The sequence below is a fragment of the Methylocaldum sp. 14B genome (genome assembly GCF_002005105.1).
In the GTDB taxonomy this organism is placed as follows: Bacteria; Pseudomonadota; Gammaproteobacteria; order Methylococcales; family Methylococcaceae; genus Methylocaldum.
The window spans coordinates 24,475-44,066 of record NZ_MSCV01000024.1 but is presented as its reverse complement, the minus strand read 5'-3'; the positions used below and the strand labels follow the sequence as shown (position 1 = coordinate 44,066).

Here is a 19,592-nt window from a genome sequence, read left to right as displayed (position 1 = left end):
CCTCAATACACGTCACGCTGGTAGCGCTTCGAGGACTGCAAGTTCCGGACATATTGCTCGGCCCGTTCACGGTCGATGCCCCCTTCTTTTGCCACGACGGCGATCAAAGCCTCGTGAACGTCGGGGGCCATACGCTTAGCGTCGCCGCAGACATAGAAATACGCCCCCTCTTCCAGCCACGCATACAGCTGACGGCTTTGTTCGAGCATCCTGTGCTGCACATAGACCTTATTGTCGTCATCACGCGAAAACGCCACATCGATCCGGCTCAAGAGACCGTTCCTCCGATGAGCTAACCACTCCCGCTGATACAGAAAATCGGTGTGGAAATTTCGGTCGCCGAAAAACAGCCAGCTCTTGCCCCTGGCCCCCGCGATCTCGCGCTCCGCCAGAAAGGCGCGAAAAGGCGCCACGCCCGTTCCCGGTCCGACCATGATGATCGGAGCGCCAGGGTCCTCGGGCAGCCGGAAATTGGTGTTGCTATCGACGTATACCGGCACCTGCCTCTCCTCGGCCACCCGATCGGCGAGAAATGTCGACGCGACGCCATGACGCTCCATCCCGTGACTTTCGTAGCGCACGACACCGACGGTGAGATGCACTTCGTCGGGATTGGCATTAAGGCTCGATGCGATGGAATAAAGCCGGGGCGGAAGTTTGCGCAGCATGGTGACGAACCGATCGGCGCTGATGCCGGGCACCGGATAGCGCCGCACCACATCGATGATTTCCCGACCGCCGAGAAAATCCCGAAAACGCGACCGGTTTTCGTCCTTGAGCAATTCGGCCAATTCGGCGGAACCGGACAGCTCTGCATACTTCTCCAAAAACGGACGGGTAAGCGTCGTAATTTCAAAATGATGCAGAAGCGCATCTTCCAACGTGGTTTCGACGCCGTCGGAGCCGGAAACGGCTGCGCTTGGATCGAGCCCGATGCTCTCCATAAGATCGGCCGCCCGCTCCGGCCGGTTCGAGGGAACCACGCCCAGAGCATCGCCCGGCTCGTAGCGCAATCCGGAGCCCTCGATGGAAAGTTCGATATGCCGCACGTCCTTGGTGGAGCCTCGTCCCGTCAATCGGACGTTTTCCAGCAGGGTAGCCGGGAACGGCTGTTTCTTAGAGTACGCGGATACCTGATCCGACGCGGCCGGGGTCGATACCTCCACCCGCGGCTCCCGAGATCGGGCCAAGGCCGCCAGTACGCCCTCCATCCAGCCTTCCGCCGTTTCCTCGTAATCGACGTCGCAATCCGCACGGGGATGAAGGCGGGTCGCGCCCAAGTCTTCCAACCGGCTGTCGAAATCGCGCCCGGTTTTGCAGAAATATTCGTAGCTGGTATCGCCAAGGGCCAGGACGGAAAACCGCAAACCCTCCAGCTTGGGTGCTTTCTTCCCGTGCAGGAACTCATAAAACGGGCGGGCATTGTCCGGCGGCTCGCCCTCGCCGTGGGTGCTCGCGATCACGAGGAGGCAACGGTCGCGTCTGAGTTGGGCGCTCTGGTAGCTGCCCATGTCCTCCAGCCGCGCCGCGATGCCGCTTTGCTGCAATCGAGCATGCAGCGCTTTGGCGATCTTTTCGGCGTTTCCGGTTTGCGAGCCGAAAAGCACGGTTACCCCCGCGGACGCCTCCGAAGATCGAAGCGGAGGTGATGGAATGCGTTTCTGCTCGGCATCGCCGAATCCCGCCAGATAACCGCTGGCCCAAACTCTCTGCTCGTGGGAAAGCCCTTCTGCCAAGCGTCTCAAGATATCCCATTGTTGTGGGTTCAAGGGGCCGCTGAGTGTGCTCACTGAATAGTCTCTTGAAGAAGTTGCTGCCGAACTGGCGATTAGACCGGTCCACATGGCCTGCTACGCCACGATCATGGACCTAAAGCCGGCGGCCTTGCCGCATCGCGGTCGGATTCGAATCGCCACTAAACGCCATGCCACAGGAAACCTGAGGATCCAACGCCCTACAAGACAAACGAAAGCCAGTGACCCGCACGGACGCACTGGCTTTCGGCCACCCTGTCGGCATGGCTTGAATACATTGGGAAAAAATATATCAAAAATGCATGAATAACGATAAAGAATATTAATTCATTTCATTAAACCATTTCGGAATAAAAAGATGCCGCAGAACCCGGGGGTGCGCTCTAATCCTTCCCGGCAGACCGAGTATCAATCCCTCACCCAATCCTCGATCAGCCGGCTCGGTATGTGAGGCGATTCGCTGAGCGGCGGATGGGGTTTCCGGGCCAGAATCAGCCCGCACACCCGCAAGGTGTCACCGGCCAGGATCCAGGAAACGGCCAGGAACAGCGCAGTCAACCCGGCGTCGAGATAATCGTTGAAGATGAGCTGTGACGCCTTGGCGGCTTGATCCTCGGGCAGCAGCCCCGCCGCCAGCTTGTCGCTTAAATCCCGTGCATGCGCCAGAAACCCGATGCGAAGCTCCGGGCTGAACAGCTTTTCCCATGCCGCCGAAGTGGTGATGATCAGAAGCCACGCGAGCGGCACGCCGGTTACCCAAGCGAAACGAAGCTTCCCCGTTTTGACCAGGATGGTGGTGGCCACGCAGAGAGCAATTCCCGCCAGCATCTGGTTGGCGATACCGAACAAAGGCCACAGGCTGTTGATACCGCCCAAGGGATCTATGGTGCCGATGTAGAGGAGATACCCCCAGCCGGCCACCACTAATCCGGACGTCAGAATCACGCCGGGATACCAGGAGGTCCGCCCAAGCGCGGGCATCCAGTTACCCAACACGTCCTGTAGCATGAAGCGGGCAACGCGGGTACCGGCATCCAGGGTGGTCAAAATGAACAGCGCTTCGAACATGATGGCGAAGTGATACCAGAGCGAGAGCAAGCCCTGCCCGAAAGCGCTGGCAAAAAGAGATGCCATACCCACCGCCAGCGATGGCGCTCCGCCGGTGCGGGCGAACAGGGTAGATTCGCCCATTTGCTGAGCCAGCGCATACATCTGCCCGACGGTTACCGGAAATCCCCAGGCGGAAATCTTCGCTACCGCTTCCGCCGCATCTTTGCCCACCACGCCCGCGGGGCTGTTGATGGCGAAATAAACACCCGGATCAAGGACGGTCGCCGCCACCATGGCCATGATGGCTACGAACGACTCCATCATCATCGCGCCGTAGCCGATGAATCGGGCGTCGGCTTCATTGGCCAAAAGCTTGGGCGTAGTCCCCGACGAAATCAGGGAATGGAAGCCGGAGATGGCGCCGCAGGCGATGGTGATAAAGACGAACGGAAACAGCTTGCCGCCGAAAATGGGTCCGCTGCCGTCGACGAACCGGGTCAGGGCCGGCATCTTCACTTCAGGGTGAAGGATGACGATGGCCACCGCCAAGGCTGCTATCGTTCCCAGTTTCATGAATGTGGACAGGTAATCGCGCGGAGCCAGAAGCAGCCATACCGGCAGCACGGCCGCTGCAAAGCCGTAAGCGATAACCATGAGCGCCAACTGCGGTCCCTCGTAGTCGAACCAGCCACGGAGGCCCGCCACCTCGTCGATGGCGCCGCCGCCCCAAACCACCAGCAGCAGCAGGCTAACGCCAAGCACCGTCGCTTCGATCACTCGTCCCGGCCTGAGATGCCGCATGTAGATACCGACCACCATGGCGATGGGAATGGTTGCCGCCACCGTGGATGTAGCCCAGGGACTGTGTTTCATGGCATTCACCACCACCAGGCCCAGCACCGCGATAAGGATGATCATGATGCACATGACGCCCAGCAACGCCGCGTTACCGCCGATGGGACCGAGCTCGTCGCGCGCCATCTGGCCTAAGGAGCGCCCGTCGCGCCGGATCGAACAGAACAGGATCACGAAGTCCTGCACGCAGCCGCCGATGACGGCTCCGATCAGTATCCACAAGGTGCCGGGCAGATAGCCGAACTGCGCCGCGAGGGTCGGACCGATCAAAGGTCCTGGGCCGGCGATGGCGGCAAAATGATGGCCGAATACGACCCAGCGATTGGTCGGCACGAAATCGCGCCCGTCGTTGAAACGCTCAGCCGGCGTCGCCCGCGTGCCGTCCAGACCCAGAACCTTGGCCGCAACGAAGGCGCTGTAGAAACGGTAGCCCAGAGCGTAGACGCAAACCGCCGCGGTCACGAACCAAAGGCTGTTGACGCTCTCCCCCCGATTCAAGGCGATCCCGCCGAACGCCGCCGCTCCGATCAGAGCCACCAAGAACCAAATCGCCAATTTTTGAATACTCGAACCCTGTTCTCTCATTTCTTGCGCTCTTTTCCGAAATAGCCGAGGCAAACGTCGTCAAAATGCGCCATAGGATAAAGCCAAATCCAGCCAAAGCGTGAATTTCAGATATGCCTGTTCCTGAAAGCTTTCCACTATGTTCGAGTCCGGCGCTCATTTTCTAGCGGTCATACAACCCATCGGCACCTGACAAAATTTGCAATCAACATGATCAGAACGCTGTGCTCGGCCTTGTCCTCAAAACTGTCATATTTCTGTGACATCTTCGTCACAAAATTCTTAGCTCTAGCAACACTGTTTCAAGCAGACGTCTCACTCATGACTTTCAAACAAAAAATTTTTCTCTCTGCCGTAATTGGCTTTTCCTGTGTCGGTCTGATTACCGGGCTCGCCTGCTGGGGGCTGTTTGCGCAGTCCGAAAGCGTCACCAAGTTGCACTTGAAAGTTCAAGCGCTGAAAAGCAGCGCCGAAGCGGATCGGTTGCATCACGGCTTGTTCGGCGCAGTCAGCCGCGCGTTGTTGCTGCACCCGGACGCTGCTTCGGAAGAACGTGAGGAAATTCGAGGCGTGTTGCGGGACACCAGCGAACGACTGCGGCAATCCATCTCATCGCTCAGCACCTACAATCTTCCCGAAGCGGCATTGCACGAACTGGACGCGGTCAAGCCGCTGATCGAGATCTACGAGTTCGACGCCAATGTACTGGTTTCGAGGGCCTTGTCGGACGGAGAAACGTCCCGTGATCTTCCTCCCGATTTCCTGGGCACGTTCCGGGACATCGAGACCAAGCTCTCGTCCTTGTCCAGCATGATCGAAAATACCGCCGACGAGGCCAGTGCCGAAGCCGACCGTTCCAAGGAAAAAACGCTGGCGATGCTACTCTCCTTCGGACTCGTGACCTTGACCTTATCAATGCTTTCCTGTGTTTACCTGTACCAAGGTGTTTATCTTCCCCTACGGACGGTCGCCGACCATTTCTCGACCATCAGCCAAGGTACCAGCGACTTGACGATTCGCCTGAACGATCAAGGCCGCAACGAAGTCGCGTCGATTGCCGGCAGCTTCAACCGCTTCGCCGCCAAGCTCCAGGACACCTTGCATCAGCTGCTGGCCTGCAGCGAAAGGATCAACCAGGAATCAAAACACTTGCTGAACGTCAGCGATTCCGCAAGTCAGGGCGTCCAGCAGCAGCAAAACGGAATACACCAACTGGTTGCGGCCGTGGAGCAGATGACGGTCGCGATTCAAGACGTTGCCCGTACGGCACATGCCACAGCCGAAGCGGTTCAGGCGACTAATCGGGAAACGCAGAACGCCAAACGGATCGTAGACAAGGCAACGGAAGCTATCGACGTCTTGGCGATCGATATGGGCAAAGCCACCGAGGTCGTCGGCATTCTGGAAAAGCAGACCGAACGCATCGGCGCTGTCTTGGATGTGATACGCAATATCGCCGATCAAACCAACTTGCTGGCCTTGAACGCCGCCATCGAGGCCGCGCGGGCCGGCGAATCGGGACGCGGCTTCGCGGTCGTCGCCGAAGAAGTCCGCAGTCTGGCGAGCAAGACCCAGCAATCGACCGCCGAGATTCAAGCCACTATCGAACAGCTTCAAGCGGAAGCGAAATCCGCGGTCCAAGCTATGGAAGACGGCCGCAATCAAATGAAAGCGACCATAACCGAGGCCGGCAAAGCGGGCGAAGCCCTTGCGCGCATCACCCAGATGATCGGCCAGCTCACCGACATGAACACGCAAGTCGCAAGCGCCGCCGAGCAGCAAACGGCGGTCGTGGGCGACATCAATCGCAACATCGTTGCCATCGGACGCATCTGCAATTCGACCGCGGAGGGCGCGACCCGGTCCGCCCAGGCCGCCCGCGATTTGTCGCTGACCGCCGATTCGATGAACCGCGTGACGGCGTTGTTCAAGGTCTAAAACTTCCGACGGATGCTCAGCTTCGGAGTCGCCACCCAGAATGCTCCAAAGTTGTAAGCCTTTGGCAGCTTCTCGGGGCAACTGAGATCCGAAGCCATCTTGCATCCATCTTCAGCGAGACAATCCCATGCGTCCAATGCATCCCTTTCCGGCAGTACACAAATATTTGGAGCAGAAATTTCCGGACATGGACGTCTCTGAGGTCATTCACCAAGGGACGGTGGCGCGCCTCTTGAAATACGTACCTCCTCTTTCGCGGAATACCGGCTGCCTTGATGTTTTGAGCTTGTTCATCAAGGATCAGGAGCTTTATTCGGCTGCCATAACGGACGAAAACCTCGTGCCGATCGGCATCGTCGATCGCCATTCCCTGGTCGAAATCTTTATTCAGCCCTTTGCACGCGACCTGAACTACAAGAAAACGATCGACGAGTTCATGGACCCCAGCCCCATCGTCGTCGAAGCGCATACTGGCATCGACGATCTGGCCAGCATCATCGTCGACGCTGGAATGCGGCACATGGTTAACGGCTATATCGTTACCAAAAACGGCATCTATGCCGGCATGGGCACCGGACACGACCTGCTCGACGAGATTACTCGAAGAAAACAGGCTCACCTCTATTATCTCGCCCACTTCGATCAACTCACCGGACTTCCGAATCGCTTGCTCTTCGAAGATCGACTGCAACGGGCATGTCTCAATGCGCAAAGACACGGCAGCAAGGTTGCGCTGCTCTTCATCGATCTGGACCGGTTCAAATTCATCAATGACACCTTCGGACACGCCAGCGGAGACTTGCTGTTAAAGGGCGTGGCCGAACGGCTCGTTGCCTGCGTCAGAAAAAGCGACACAGTGGCCCGGCTGAGCGGCGACGAATTCACCGTCATCCTCGAGAACCTTCACAACGCCTCCGATGCCGTCTTGGTGGCCGAATCGATAACGGCTGCCTTGGCCAGGCCTTTTTCCGTATTGACCAATGACTTGCATATCACTTCTAGCATCGGCGTCTCGCTTTTCCCCGACCATGATCTAACTACCGACGGATTGATGCGCAAGTCGGATGCCGCCATGTATAAGGCGAAGGAAAACTACGGAGGACAGTGCCTTGTTTATGACGAGCACATGGAGAACGGGGTGCTGGAACGGTTGACCATCGAAAAAGGGCTACGTACGGCACTCGACGACAAGGAATTCAGACTCCATTACCAGCCTCAATGCAATGCAGTCACGGGCGAAGTCTTGGGGGTGGAAGTCCTCCTCCGCTGGCATCACCCGCGGTTAGGGCTGGTCTCCCCAGCCAAATTCATCCCGATTGCCGAGGAAACCGGACTCATTGTCCCCATCGGCGAATGGGTACTGCGTGAAGCGTGCCGACAGCATATGGCCTGGCAAGGCGAGGGACTGCCCCCAATCCGCATAGCGGTTAACATTTCGGCCGTGCAGTTCCGCCAGAGGGATTTTCATGGCCTGGTGAAAGGCATCATCGAGGAGAGCGGCATCAAGCCCGAATACCTCGAACTTGAACTTACCGAAGGCGTGGTCATGGGCGATGCGCCAACTACGATCGATTCTCTGGCCCAACTCAGGCAGTTGGGAGTGAGGCTTGCCATCGACGATTTCGGTACGGGGTATTCGAGTCTTAGTTACTTGCGGGAGTTTCCTCTGGATCGACTCAAGATCGACCAGTCGTTCATCCGCAATATCGACAAGGTTCCGGCGAACCTTGCCATCGTGCGCGCCATCGTGGCGCTCGGAAAAAATCTGGGGCTGGAAATCATCGCCGAAGGCATCGAAACCAACTCAGAGTTGGCCTTGGTTGCGGCGAACGATTGTGCCGAGGTGCAGGGTTACCACATTTCCAAACCCGTGCCGCCCGATCATTTCGCCGCATGGTTCCTAAGCCGCCCCGATTGCCGAATGAACTTCGAATCCGGCATCGTCTAGCCCAGATGCTGCTCACCCAGACTCACGCATCGACAACGGCGCGCAATCCCCCCACGAGCCGCCGAGTTCCCTCGGCGGCCGTCTCGGGCTCCAGAGCACCGTAGGCAACCCGCAGATAACAGCCCGTTTCCAGCCCGAAAGCCTTGCCCGGAATGACGGCCACCTTGTGCTCACGGATCAGGCGTTCCGCGACCATCATTGAGTCGAGCTCGGTATCGAGCTTTAGCAGAAGATAGAAAGCGCCCTGGGCTTCCGGAACCCGGCAGATATCGGCCAGATTCCGCAGTCCGTCCAAAACGATCTCGCGAACCCGGCCGATGGTCTCCAGTTTCTCGCGGCAATAGCCGGAACCTGTCTCGAGCGCTCCGACCGCTGCGTGCTGCGAAATCGAGGGCGCGCAGATGAGATTGGTGTCCTGGGCTTTCAGCACCGCCTCGTACAAATGCTCCGGAATCACCATGTAACCAATGCGCCAGCTCGCGAAACCGTAAGCCTTGGAAAGCGAGAACAGCGATATGGTGTGCGGCTCGGAATTTTGCACGGAGGCCGGCGAAAAATGCTTCGCGCCGTAGGTGAAATATTCGTAAGCCTCGTCGCTGATATGGTATATCCCGTGTTCTCGGCAAATCGCGTTGACCGCCCGCAAGGCGTCTTCCGAATAAACCGCTCCGCTGGGATTGTTCGGCGAGATGGTGACGATTGCCCGGGTCCGATCGTTAACGGCGGCCCGGATGAGATCGGTCCGAAGTTGATAGTTCTCGTCCGTCGGCACGAACACCGGCGTGCAGTTGAGCATCCGGATCGCCATTTCCTGGTTGAAATAGTACGGAAGCGGCAGGATGATTTCGTCGCCCGGATCGGCGATGGCGAACAGAGCATTGAGAAAACCCATGTTTCCGCCGGCCGTTACTACGATGCGTCGCTCTGCGCCAACGCGGATACCGTTCTCTGCCGCCAGTTTTCGCTCGATCAACTCGAGCAGCCGAGACATGCCCTGGACGGGGCCGTACTTCTGATTTTCCGGTTTCGCGAAGAAACCGCGGATCGCTTCGTGGGCAGCCGCTGGCGGACCGTAGAACACCACGCCCTGCCCCAGCGAAATCGTTCCGGGATGGCTTCGGATCAACTCGGCAATTACCGGAATGATGGGGGCTTGCACGGCGCTCATGCGCCGGCTGACCTTCGGTCGATGCTTCGTCATGTCACACTGCCAAAAACGCGAATTGTAAGGCGCTTTCCCGCATCGGTTAAAATGCCTCTCGCTCGGCGCAGGATGCACAAGCCGGACGCCCCATGATAAAGTTTAGTGAAACACTAGGTTATCGAATGCAAATCGACACTCTGCTAAAGGCGCGCTGGATCATCCCGGTGGAGCCCGATCGTATTGTTCTGGAACATCATGCTCTCGCCATAGACGGCGGGCGGATCGTGGACATCCTGCCGATTTCCGAGGCCGAACTTAAATACCAAGCCGCGTCGGTGGAGTCGTTCGATCGTCATGCTCTGATCCCGGGCTTCGTCAACGCCCATACCCATGCCGCCATGACCTTGTTGCGCGGCGTGGCCGACGACCGTCCGCTGATGGAATGGCTGCTCGACCATATTTGGCCCTTGGAACAGAAATGGGTCGGCGAGAACTTCGTGCGCGACGGCACCGATCTGGCGATGGCGGAAATGATTCGCGGGGGCGTCACCTGCTTCAACGACATGTATTTTTTTCCCGAGGTTACTGCCCGCCAGGCGGCACGTTGCGGCATGCGCGCCGTGGTCGGCCTGATCCTTATCGATTTTCCGAGCGCATGGGCGAGCGGCCCCGACGAGTATTTATCCAAGGGACTGGCGCTGTACGACGAACTTCGCCACAACCCTTTGATCACCACGGCGTTCGCGCCGCATGCGCCCTATTCCGTTTCGGACGAGCCCTTGCTGAAGGTTCGCACCCTCGCTGCGGAACTCGACCGTCCGATCCACATGCATCTGCACGAAACTCGGGACGAAATCGATCAGGGCCGCCAGCGTTACGGCATGCGCCCCATGAAGCGGCTTCAACAATTGGATCTTTTGGGTCCGTCCTTCGTTGCGGTACATATGACCCAGCTCACGGATGAAGAAATCGGCCAGTTCGCCGAATCCGGCGGCAGCGTCGTGCACTGTCCCGAATCGAATCTGAAGCTCGCCAGCGGCTTTTGTCCCGTCGCGAAGCTCATCAAGGCGGGTATCAATGTCGCCATCGGCACGGACGGCGCGGCCAGCAACAACGATCTCGACCTGATGGGCGAAATGCGCGCCGCGGCCTTGCTCGCCAAGGCGGTATCGGGCGATGCCGCCGCGGTTCCGGCCCATACCGCGTTGCGGATGGCAACGCTCAACGGGGCCAAGGCCTTGGGACTCGAGGCGGAGATCGGTTCGCTGGAAATCGGAAAGTCTGCCGATGTCACGGCTATCCGTCTCGACGAACTCGAAACCCAACCCTTGTACGACCCGATTTCGAATGTCGTCTATGCGGCCGGACGCCATCAGATCACTGACGTCTGGGTGGCGGGACGCCAGCTTCTGAAAAACCGCGAGCTCACGACTCTGAACACCGAAGAACTTTTCCAGAAAGCCGCCGCCTGGCGGGAGAAATTAATCAGCGTACAGGAACGGCCATGACGAGCACCGAAAACGTCCACGAACACGAAATCCACAAATTCGGCGTGCTGGCCGATCGCTGGTGGGACCTCGACGGGGAATTCAAGACCTTGCATGCGGTCAACCCTTTGCGCATTCAGTTCATTCGCTCCTTCGCGGAACTCGAAGGCAGGCGTGTCGTCGATGTCGGCTGCGGCGGTGGAATACTGAGCGAAGGACTGGCGCGGGCCGGCGCCCAGGTAGTCGGTATCGACCTAGCCGAAGAGCTTTTGGACGTCGCGAAATCCCATGCGGACGAATCGGGGATCGGCGTGGATTACCGGCGGATCAGCGCCGAAGCGCTTGCCGAGGCGGAATCCGGCAGCTTCGACATCGTGACCTGCATGGAAATGCTGGAACACGTGCCGGACCCCGCTTCGGTAGTCAGAGCCTGCGCCAAACTGGTCAAGCCGGGCGGCCGAGTCTTTTTCTCGACGCTGAACCGGAAGCTCAAAGCCTATCTCCTCGCGATCGTCGGTGCAGAATACCTCTTGAACATGATTCCCAAGGGAACCCACGACTACGCGACCTTCATCAAACCGTCCGAGCTCAGCCGATGGGCGCGGGAATCGGGACTCGAGCTTCTCGGCATGGAGGGCATCGCCTACAACCCGATCACCGGGCAGTTCACCCTGAGCCGCGATTTGGATGTCAATTACCTGGCGGCATTCGCCAGACCCGAGGAATAAACGCATGGCAGCAAACCCGACGGTTTCCGCCGTGCTGTTCGATCTGGACGGAACTCTGCTCGACACCGCGCCCGATCTGGTCTTTGCCGCCAACGCCGCGCTCGCCGAGGCCGATATTCCGCCGCGTTCCGTGGACGAACTCAAGCCCTGCATCTCGGGCGGCGCCACCGTCATGCTGCGCTGCGCGTTCAACGGGGATTACGAGCCGGCGCTCTTCGGCCGAGTGCTGCAACGGATGCTGGAGCTTTACCACGCCCATGTCGCCGACCGCACCCGCTTCTTCGACGGTACCGAATCCGTGCTCGGCGAGCTCGAACGGCGCGGCATTCCCTGGGGCATCGTCACCAACAAGATGAGCAGGTTCACCGATCCCTTGCTGAAAAAACTAAATCTGGCCGACCGTGCCGGATGCGTCATCAGTGGCGACACCACCGCCGAAAAAAAGCCGCATCCCCTTCCCCTTCTGGAAGCCAGCCGGCGTTTGAATCACCCCCCGGAAGAGTGCGTCTACATCGGCGATGCTCCCGGCGACGTGGAAGCCGGCCGCCGAGCCGGCATGACGACCCTCACGGCGCTGTACGGTTATATCGCGGCGGAGCATGCGCCTCATGACTGGGGCGCCGACGGCCTCCTTGCGACACCTCGGGATCTGCTGCCCTGGCTGGACGGAGCGCTGTCATGAGCGGCTCGATGCTTGCTGACCGCGTCATTCTCGTTACCGGTGCCGGCGGCGGGCTCGGCTCGGCGGTTTCGAAGACTTGCGCCGCCGAGGGCGCGACGGTCATCCTGCTCGGAAAGACCATACCGAAGCTGGAGAAGGTCTACGACGCCATCGTAGCTGCCGGAGGACCGCAACCGGCGATTTATCCACTCGATTTGGCCGGCGCTACCGAGGACGATTACCGCGATCTCGCAGCCTCGGTCGAGCGGGAATTCGGCGCGCTGCACGGACTGGTGCATTGCGCTGCCGAGCTCGGCGCACTCGGACCGGTAAGCGATATCAGCGGTGGACTGTGGCAACGTCTGCTTCACGTCAACCTGACCGCGCCGTTCCTGCTGACCCGGGAACTCCTGCCATTGATAGCGAAATCTCCCGATTCGGGCATCGTATTCATCACCGACTCGGTGGCCCGAACCGGAAAAGCCTATTGGGGTGCTTACGGGGTGGCCAAGATCGGCCTGGAAGGCTTCGGGCGAATCCTTTCGGACGAGCTGGAAAGCCGCAAGGTTCGCGTTCACCTGTATTCGCCGGGTCCCATGCAGTCCCCGCTTCGCCGGCGCGCCTATCCGGCCGAGAACCCGGCGGGGCTGCCTTTGCCGGACATCCATGCGGAGCAAATCGCCCGCCTGCTGAGTCCAAACGAAACACCTTCAAACGCTTATCTGATTAACAACGCATAACACTTATGTACGGTTACGGTCGCGAAAGCATCGTCCTTCAGCGGGATGTCAACGTCGTCCAGATCCCCGACGGCACCCCCGGTTCACTGCCGAAAGGCCACGTAGTAAGTCTGTATCAGTCTTTGGGCGGCAACTTCACCGTGGTCACCGAAATGGGCCAGATGGTGCGCATCGCCGGAAACGACGCCGATGCCCTCGGGAAAGAACCGCCGATCATGGGCAATCTCGTGAGCGGCACGGATCCCGAATCCGTCGAAAAAAACGTTTGGGAAGTGCTGAGGACCATTTTCGACCCGGAAATACCGGTCAACATCGTCGACTTGGGGCTGGTCTACCACTGCAAGGTGACTCCCGTCGAAGAGGGCAAGAACGATGTCGACATCATCATGACCCTGACCGCACCCGGCTGCGGCATGGGCCCTGTCCTGCAATACGACGCCGAAGCGGCGGTAAGAAATCTCCCGGGCGTGAACAGGGTGAACGTCGAAGTGGTCTTCGATCCGCCCTGGTCGCGCGACATGATGTCCGAGGTGGCGAAACTTCAGCTGGGAATGATCTAGACCATTTTCCGGTTTGGTACGGTCCCCCAGGCTGCCCGTAAGTCGGCCATCCTTTGCCAACAAAACCTCTGGCCGATCTGTAAACGTCGGGAAAGGATTCCCGACCTACTCGGCCGCCCAGGCGCATCGTTGTAGGTCGGCAATCCCTTGCCGACAACCCGCTGTGTTGAGAACCGACGTCCTGGCGCTGCCGGAGCGTCCGTTTGCGATTGGGGTGGGATTCCCGACCTACAACTGATCACACGTCGCCAGACGCGCCTACCACATCAAATCGTCGGGGATCTTGTAATCGGCATATTCGTCGTCGGCATCTTGCGCTTGATCGGGCTGATTGAGCAGAACGATTCGGGTTTCATCCCGCTGCTTGATTTTTTCGGCCACCGGCAGCGGGACGATCTCATACCGAGACTCCAGGCTGGCTATTGCAAGCCTGCCCGCCACAAGACTTTGATGTACCGTTTTGGACACATAGAGGGTTTTGACCTTGTTGTCGTGCGCGAACCGGTAAGCGATCTCGTCCTCCCCCGGCGAGACGCGGTTCATCTCGATCAGCTGCTTGATTTGCGCGGCAAGCGCTTTTCTTTCCGCTTCTTTGGCTTTTTCCAGATTGAGCTGGCGGTCACGCTCGACTTTTGCCGCCATAGCGTCCTGAGCCGCGCGCTTGCTCTCGTCCTTTGCGGCGGCATTTCCGTGGCGATTCTGCTTTTCCTGTTTTCGTACTTCCTTGCTGGCCTGTTTGACCTGCTTGTCGTTGACCAAGCCCGCCTTTAGAAGCTGATCTCTCAGGGAGTTACTCATGCCCATGGCTCCTGTTTCGTCTCATATTCAATGCCACACCCACATCTTTCAATACCGACGGCAGAACGGTCAATCCACATCCCGTTTCCCAACGGACGGCCAGGCGACCAGTAAGGCCAATAAGCTGGAGCCCGCCGCCGCCGTATAAACCCAGTGAGGCCCCCACGCCGTCCAGAAGTATCCGCTGTATAGACTACCCAGCGCGCCGCCCAAACCGAAACTGAGGGCACTGTAAAGGGCTTGTCCTTTGCCGTGATGCGGACCGCGGAAATGGCGATGCACCAGATGGATGGCGGCCACGTGGGCCGAGCCGAAACTCGCCGCGTGAAGCAGTTGGCCGGAGAAAATCGCCGCAAGGCTATCGACACCCCAGGCAATCAATAGCCAGCGCACAACGCTCAGGGCGAAGCTCGCCAGAAAGATCCGGCGCAGACTGTAGCGCGCCAGTAAACGGTGCAAGAACGCGAACAGCACGATTTCCGCCAGGACGCCGAGTGCCCATAACTGACCGGTCTCGCCGCTGCTGAAGCCGTGATCCCGAAGATATACCGAGAAAAAGACGTAGTAAGGACCGTGTGCGAGTTGTTGCAGCATGCACGCCAGGAAAAAAGCAATGACGTCGCCACGCTTCAAGATATTCGACAAAGAGCTCGGTTCCGGGCCATGAATTTCCTTCGGACCTCTCGGCACAGCCAGGCTGACCAGCCACAGCCCGCCGAACAGCAGCACGATCAACTGCGGTAGACAACCGATCGAAAGGACGCGCTCCAAAGCCTTGCCGATCGACACGACCGCCGCGATGAAGCCAATCGAGCCCCATACCCGCACCCAACTGTAGCGATACGTATCATGGCGCAGGTGATTGAGCGTGACGGTTTCGAAAAGCGGCAGCATGGCATTCCAGAAGAAACTGAATACCAGCATGACCAGGGCGAATCCTGCGAATCCTTGCAGTCTTAAAACCAGGCTGAAAGCGACTAGGGTGAAAAATCCGGCGAGCCGGACGACGGACAGGGTCCGCCCCGTTCGATCCGCCAGCCACCCCCAAAGATTCGGCGCGACGACTCGGGTCGCAGCGGTAATGGCGATCAACTGGCCGATCTCCGCCGCAGAGAATCCCGTGTCCTGGAGATAAAGCGCCCAGTACGGCAAAAAGGCGCCCAGCGCCGCGAAATAGAAAAAATAAAAGCCGGACAACCGGCCGTAAGGCACTTTACGCGCCGAGAGCATGGCTGGCGGAAGATCGTTCGGGGCTACGGAGCCCTGGATGGAATCGGCGCCAATTCCGTCTTCACGTCCGGATTCTGGGCGCGATGCCGCAGGTAATGATCCATCAGCACTAGGGCCGTCATCGCTTCGGCGATGGGGGTGGCCCGGATGCCGACGCAGGGGTCGTGCCGACCCGTGGTGATCACCTCCACGGGCTCGCCCCTGACGTTCACGGAACGGCCCGGCAGGCGCAAGCTGGAGGTCGGCTTCAGTGCGATGCTGGCAACGATATCCTGTCCCGAGGAAATGCCGCCCAATACTCCGCCGGCATGATTGCTCAGGAAACCTTGCGGACTCATCTCGTCGCGGAACTCGGTGCCTTTCGCCTCGACGCAGGCGAAACCGTCGCCGATCTCCACCCCTTTGACGGCGTTGATGCTCATCAAGGCATAAGCCAGCTCGGCATCCAGCCGGTCGAAAATCGGTTCGCCCCAGCCCGGCGGCACGCCGGTCGCGACGACGTTGATGCGCGCGCCGATGGACTCCCCTTCTTTGCGCAGAGCGTCCATATAGGCTTCCAGTTCCGCGACCTTCTCGGGGTCTGGGCAGAAGAACGGGTTGTTGTCCACCTCCTCCCAAACCACCCGATCGATCTTGATCGGGCCGAGTTGGGCCAGATAAGCGCGGATCGTCACGCCGACCCGTTCTTTCAGATATTTCTTGGCGATGGCGCCGGCAGCCACCCGCATGGCGGTTTCGCGAGCGGACGAGCGCCCGCCGCCGCGGTAATCCCGGAAGCCGTATTTCATATGGTAGGTGTAATCGGCATGACCCGGCCGAAAGGAGTCGGCGATCGTGGAGTAATCCTTGGAACGCTGATCCACGTTTTCGATCAGCAAACCGATCGGGGTGCCCGTGGTACGCCCGTCGAACACCCCGGACAAAATCTTCACTTCGTCGGGCTCGCGGCGTTGCGTGGTATGCCGGGATTTGCCGGGGCGCCGCCGTTCCAGCTCCCCCTGAATGTCGGCCTCGGACAACTCCAGGCCCGGCGGGCAGCCGTCCACGATGCAGCCGATGGCGGGACCGTGGCTCTCGCCGAAGGAAGTGACGGTAAAGAGTTTGCCTAGGGTGTTTCCGGACATGGTAAAGATTTCAAACGTTCCTAAACGACGGAGCTATTAAGGTTCAAATCGCCCCCGCCACCTTGAGCCGATCCGCCACTGCCTCGGCCAGCATCCGATAGCCCGGCCCATTCGGGTGTACCCCATCGGATTTGAGCGAATTGTCCCGGATGATTTTGCTCAGCGTCCCGGTTTCGAAGGGAATCGCGAACTCTTCGGCGATCTTTGCATAAAACTCGGGCGGCGAGAACATCAGCCCGAACTTGGGCACGGCGATCAAAACCACGCTGATGCCGCGGTCCCTGGCCAATTTGACCATGGCCCGGACGTTGTCGGCCGCCTGCTGCTCGCCCAAGTTGCGCAGAAAATCGTTACCGCCGTGGCATAGAATCAACAGCGTGGGCTGATGCTCGTCCAGCAGTGCCGGCAGGCGCTCCAGACCTTCCGCACTGGTTTCGCCCGGCACGCCGGCGTTGATGACCTCTCGCCCGATCAAGCCTTGCAATACGGATGGATAACTCTGCTCGGAACCGGCGCCGGTTCCGAAAGTCAGGCTGTCGCCGAACGCGAGCACCTTCGCCTCCGTCGGAAGCTTCGGCAGTTTCGCGCTAGAGCCACAGGCCACCAGCCATAACAGCAGAACAGACATACCGGCGACTTTTAACTGAACTCTCATTGTTTCCCTCTGCTTGATCTTGTTCGTTAGTAACGGGTCGATCACGTTGAGTCAACGTGCAACAAATCCTGGGCTGTGGTTACGAGGAACCGCATAGTGAACGAAGCATACGGTTCGCGTACTCATCGCCCCCGACAAGAATAGTCGTGCCTCGGATTGCTGCTAGCAGAGATTCCATGAGAGATTGCAATATTGTCCCAGCGCTGGCGGACTTGTCAGCTTCTTCTAACTCTTCTGAAAAAGCTTGTTACACCGGTCGACCTGTTCGGCAGTCAGCAGGAACACACCCTCGCCGCCCCGCTCGAAATCCAGCCAGTAGAAGGGAACTTCCGGGTAGGCGGTTTCCAGGGCTTCGGCGCTGCTGCCGACTTCGACGACAAGAACGCCCTCCGGTTTAAGGTGGCGATGGGCGTCCCGGAGGATGCGGCGCACGCAATCGAGGCCGTCTTCGCCCGCTTCCAGGCCCAGCCTCGGCTCGGCGTGATATTCCGGCGCCAAGCCGCGCCACTCGTCGAGGTTTACGTAAGGAGGATTGCTGACGATCAGATCGTAACGCCGGTCGCCCAACTCGGAGTAAACGTCCGATTTGATGGCGTTCACCCGGTCTTCCAGGTGGTGCTTCTTGATATTGATACGCGCCACTTCCAGCGCGTCCGACGAGATATCGACGGCGTCGACCCGTGCCTCCGGAAAGGCGTAAGCGCAAGCGATGGCAATGCACGCGCTGCCGGTGCAAAGATCGAGCACGTCGTGCACCCGGTCCGCCTCGATCCAGGGAGCGAAATGGTTTTCGATCAGTTCGGCGATGGGCGAACGCGGCACCAGTACCCGTTCGTCAACATAGAAGGGCAAACCGGCAAAAGAAGCCTCGTGAATGAGATACGCCAGAGGCTTGCGCTCGACGATGCGGCGCTGGATGAGTGCGAGGACACGCTCGCGCTCGTCCATGGTCAACGTGGCCGCGAAATAGCCGCCCGGGAGATCGTAAGGCATATGCAAGGTATGAAGCACCAAGGCGGCGGCTTCGTCCAGTGCGCTGGCGGTACCGTGGCCGAAAAACAACTCCGCTTGCACGAAACGGCTGGCGGCCCAACGGATGTAATCGCGGATGGTGGTTAAGGTTACGGACGGATGGGGTGATGTCGACATGGCCGAAGATTCCGGTAGACCCGGTATTGTAATGGAAAATCGCCCCGTACCGACGAGGCTTATGGAAAATCCGCCGACGGACGCACTAGAACCAACGGGTACGTTACCACCAGAGCTACGGTTTACGCGAACGGTCTACTTGAGTCTCTGCCCGTCACCATTGAAACCGCTTTAGGGATAAAGCCCGATATTTCTGAGCCCTTTCGTTTCCTCCAGGCCAAACATCAGGTTCATGTTTTGCACCGCTTGGCCGGCTGCACCTTTCACCAAATTGTCTATGACCGACAAAATTACCACCGTATTGCCGTCCATAGGCCTATGGACGGCAATCTGGCATCGGTTTACGCCGCGCACGTTGCGAGTGTCGGGATGGGAACCCGCCGGCAGAACGTCGACGAAAGGTTCGGCTCGATAGCGCTCCTCGAATAGCGCCTGCAAGTCGCCGTGCGCGGCGCTCAGTTCGGCATAAACCGTGGCGTGAATACCCCGAATCATGGGGATCAAATGGGGCACGAAGGTGAGGCCCACGTCCTGTCCTGCGGCTTGGTCCAATCCCTGCTTGATTTCCGGCCAATGACGATGGCCTTTGACGCTATAAGCCTTGAGGCTCTCGCCCGTTTCGCTCATAAGCATGGGAATTTCTGCTTTGCGCCCGGCGCCGCTAACACCCGATTTCACGTCGGCGATGATGCGGTCCAAGCGAATCGCCCTCGCCTCAATCAATGGCAATAATGCCAGTTGAACCGAAGTCGGATAACAACCGGGGCATGCGATCAGCCGCGCCGACCGAATCAGTGCCCGATTCACTTCGGGCAGCCCGTAAACGGCTTCTTCCAACAGCTGGGGAGAAACGTGCGGCTCTCCGTACCAATGAGCCCATACATCCGGGTTTTTGAGGCGGAAATCGGCGGACAGGTCGATAACTTTGACGCCCCGCGCCAACAAGGCTTCGGCCGTCCGCATCACAGTACCGTTGGGCGTCGCAAAAAACACCACGTCGCATCCGGCTAGCGCATCCGCCGAGGGCTCGACGAAGATCGCATCGACGAAACCCCGCAGGTTCGGATACAACTCGTCGACTCGTTTTCCGGCATCGGCCCGCGAGGTGACGATGGTTATGGCGACGTCAGGATGAAGCGCGAGAATCCGCAGCAACTCCACACCGGTATAGCCGGTACCGCCTACAATGCCGACTCGGATCATTCTC

Annotated in this window: 16 protein-coding genes; 7 read left to right on the top strand and 9 right to left on the bottom strand. The window is 59.1% G+C overall.

Annotated elements, in window-relative coordinates; genetic code table 11:
• Nucleotides 1-2 precede the first annotated feature (2 nt).
• The gene (locus B2A78_RS16810; RefSeq protein WP_240502568.1) at nucleotides 3-1,790 is read right to left on the bottom strand and encodes an assimilatory sulfite reductase (NADPH) flavoprotein subunit; all 1,788 of its coding nucleotides are present in this window, start codon (nucleotides 1,788-1,790) and stop codon (nucleotides 3-5) included.
• 372 nt (nucleotides 1,791-2,162) lie between these two features.
• Entirely contained in the window at nucleotides 2,163-4,244 is a 2,082-nt protein-coding gene (locus B2A78_RS16805; RefSeq protein ID WP_077731168.1) for a carbon starvation CstA family protein, read from the bottom strand.
• Between the two features lie 300 nt (nucleotides 4,245-4,544).
• Between B2A78_RS16805 and B2A78_RS16800 the strand changes: the two genes are divergently transcribed.
• Both B2A78_RS16800 and B2A78_RS16795 read left to right on the top strand, forming a co-directional pair.
• Nucleotides 4,545-6,161 (top strand): methyl-accepting chemotaxis protein, encoded by a 1,617-nt coding sequence (locus tag B2A78_RS16800; protein ID WP_168175462.1) that lies wholly within the window; start codon nucleotides 4,545-4,547, stop codon nucleotides 6,159-6,161.
• A 127-nt stretch (nucleotides 6,162-6,288) separates the two neighbouring features.
• Nucleotides 6,289-8,109: an EAL domain-containing protein gene (locus tag B2A78_RS16795; protein WP_077731166.1), complete on the top strand. Its 1,821-nt coding sequence runs from the start codon at nucleotides 6,289-6,291 to the stop codon at nucleotides 8,107-8,109.
• A 22-nt stretch (nucleotides 8,110-8,131) separates the two neighbouring features.
• Here B2A78_RS16795 and B2A78_RS16790 read toward each other — a convergent pair whose 3' ends face one another.
• On the bottom strand, nucleotides 8,132-9,310 hold the full coding sequence (locus tag B2A78_RS16790) for a pyridoxal phosphate-dependent aminotransferase (RefSeq protein WP_205780813.1): 1,179 nt from the start codon (nucleotides 9,308-9,310) through the stop codon (nucleotides 8,132-8,134).
• A gap of 125 nt (nucleotides 9,311-9,435) precedes the next feature.
• Between B2A78_RS16790 and B2A78_RS16785 the strand changes: the two genes are divergently transcribed.
• From B2A78_RS16785 to sufT, 5 genes are read left to right on the top strand one after another with little or no spacing between them, the layout of a single operon-like run.
• A complete protein-coding gene (locus tag B2A78_RS16785) occupies nucleotides 9,436-10,761 on the top strand; it encodes a TRZ/ATZ family hydrolase (RefSeq protein ID WP_077731165.1) in 1,326 nt (441 codons plus the stop codon).
• Nucleotides 10,758-11,468, top strand: a complete 711-nt coding sequence (ubiG, locus tag B2A78_RS16780) for a bifunctional 2-polyprenyl-6-hydroxyphenol methylase/3-demethylubiquinol 3-O-methyltransferase UbiG (protein WP_077731164.1) — start codon at nucleotides 10,758-10,760, stop codon at nucleotides 11,466-11,468. Before B2A78_RS16785 ends, ubiG begins: the two co-directional genes overlap by 4 nt.
• Nucleotides 11,469-11,472: 4 nt before the next feature.
• A complete protein-coding gene (locus B2A78_RS16775; RefSeq protein ID WP_077731163.1) occupies nucleotides 11,473-12,150 on the top strand; it encodes an HAD-IA family hydrolase in 678 nt (225 codons plus the stop codon).
• Complete coding sequence (locus B2A78_RS16770) at nucleotides 12,147-12,869, top strand: SDR family NAD(P)-dependent oxidoreductase (RefSeq protein WP_077731162.1); 723 nt, start codon at nucleotides 12,147-12,149, stop codon at nucleotides 12,867-12,869. Before B2A78_RS16775 ends, B2A78_RS16770 begins: the two co-directional genes overlap by 4 nt.
• A 5-nt stretch (nucleotides 12,870-12,874) precedes the next feature.
• Nucleotides 12,875-13,429 carry a putative Fe-S cluster assembly protein SufT gene (sufT, locus tag B2A78_RS16765; RefSeq protein WP_077731161.1) on the top strand — a complete coding sequence of 185 codons (555 nt, stop codon included), beginning with the start codon at nucleotides 12,875-12,877 and terminating at the stop codon, nucleotides 13,427-13,429.
• A gap of 258 nt (nucleotides 13,430-13,687) precedes the next feature.
• Here the strand turns inward: sufT and B2A78_RS16760 are convergent, their stop codons facing one another.
• The 6 genes from B2A78_RS16760 to argC all read right to left on the bottom strand — a co-directional run bounded on the left by B2A78_RS16760 (nucleotide 13,688) and on the right by argC (nucleotide 19,588).
• Complete coding sequence (locus tag B2A78_RS16760) at nucleotides 13,688-14,227, bottom strand: DUF2058 domain-containing protein (protein WP_077731213.1); 540 nt, start codon at nucleotides 14,225-14,227, stop codon at nucleotides 13,688-13,690.
• Between the two features lie 69 nt (nucleotides 14,228-14,296).
• The gene (locus tag B2A78_RS16755; protein ID WP_077731160.1) at nucleotides 14,297-15,457 is read right to left on the bottom strand and encodes an MFS transporter; all 1,161 of its coding nucleotides are present in this window, start codon (nucleotides 15,455-15,457) and stop codon (nucleotides 14,297-14,299) included.
• Nucleotides 15,458-15,480: 23 nt separating this feature from the next.
• Nucleotides 15,481-16,581 (bottom strand): chorismate synthase, encoded by a 1,101-nt coding sequence (gene aroC / locus B2A78_RS16750; RefSeq protein WP_077731159.1) that lies wholly within the window; start codon nucleotides 16,579-16,581, stop codon nucleotides 15,481-15,483.
• 43 nt (nucleotides 16,582-16,624) lie between these two features.
• Nucleotides 16,625-17,236, bottom strand: a complete 612-nt coding sequence (locus B2A78_RS16745) for an arylesterase (RefSeq protein ID WP_077731158.1) — start codon at nucleotides 17,234-17,236, stop codon at nucleotides 16,625-16,627.
• Between the two features lie 225 nt (nucleotides 17,237-17,461).
• Entirely contained in the window at nucleotides 17,462-18,385 is a 924-nt protein-coding gene (prmB, locus tag B2A78_RS16740) for a 50S ribosomal protein L3 N(5)-glutamine methyltransferase (RefSeq protein ID WP_077731157.1), read from the bottom strand.
• A gap of 171 nt (nucleotides 18,386-18,556) precedes the next feature.
• The gene (gene argC / locus B2A78_RS16735; RefSeq protein ID WP_077731156.1) at nucleotides 18,557-19,588 is read right to left on the bottom strand and encodes an N-acetyl-gamma-glutamyl-phosphate reductase; all 1,032 of its coding nucleotides are present in this window, start codon (nucleotides 19,586-19,588) and stop codon (nucleotides 18,557-18,559) included.
• Between the last annotated feature and the right edge of the window lie 4 nt (nucleotides 19,589-19,592).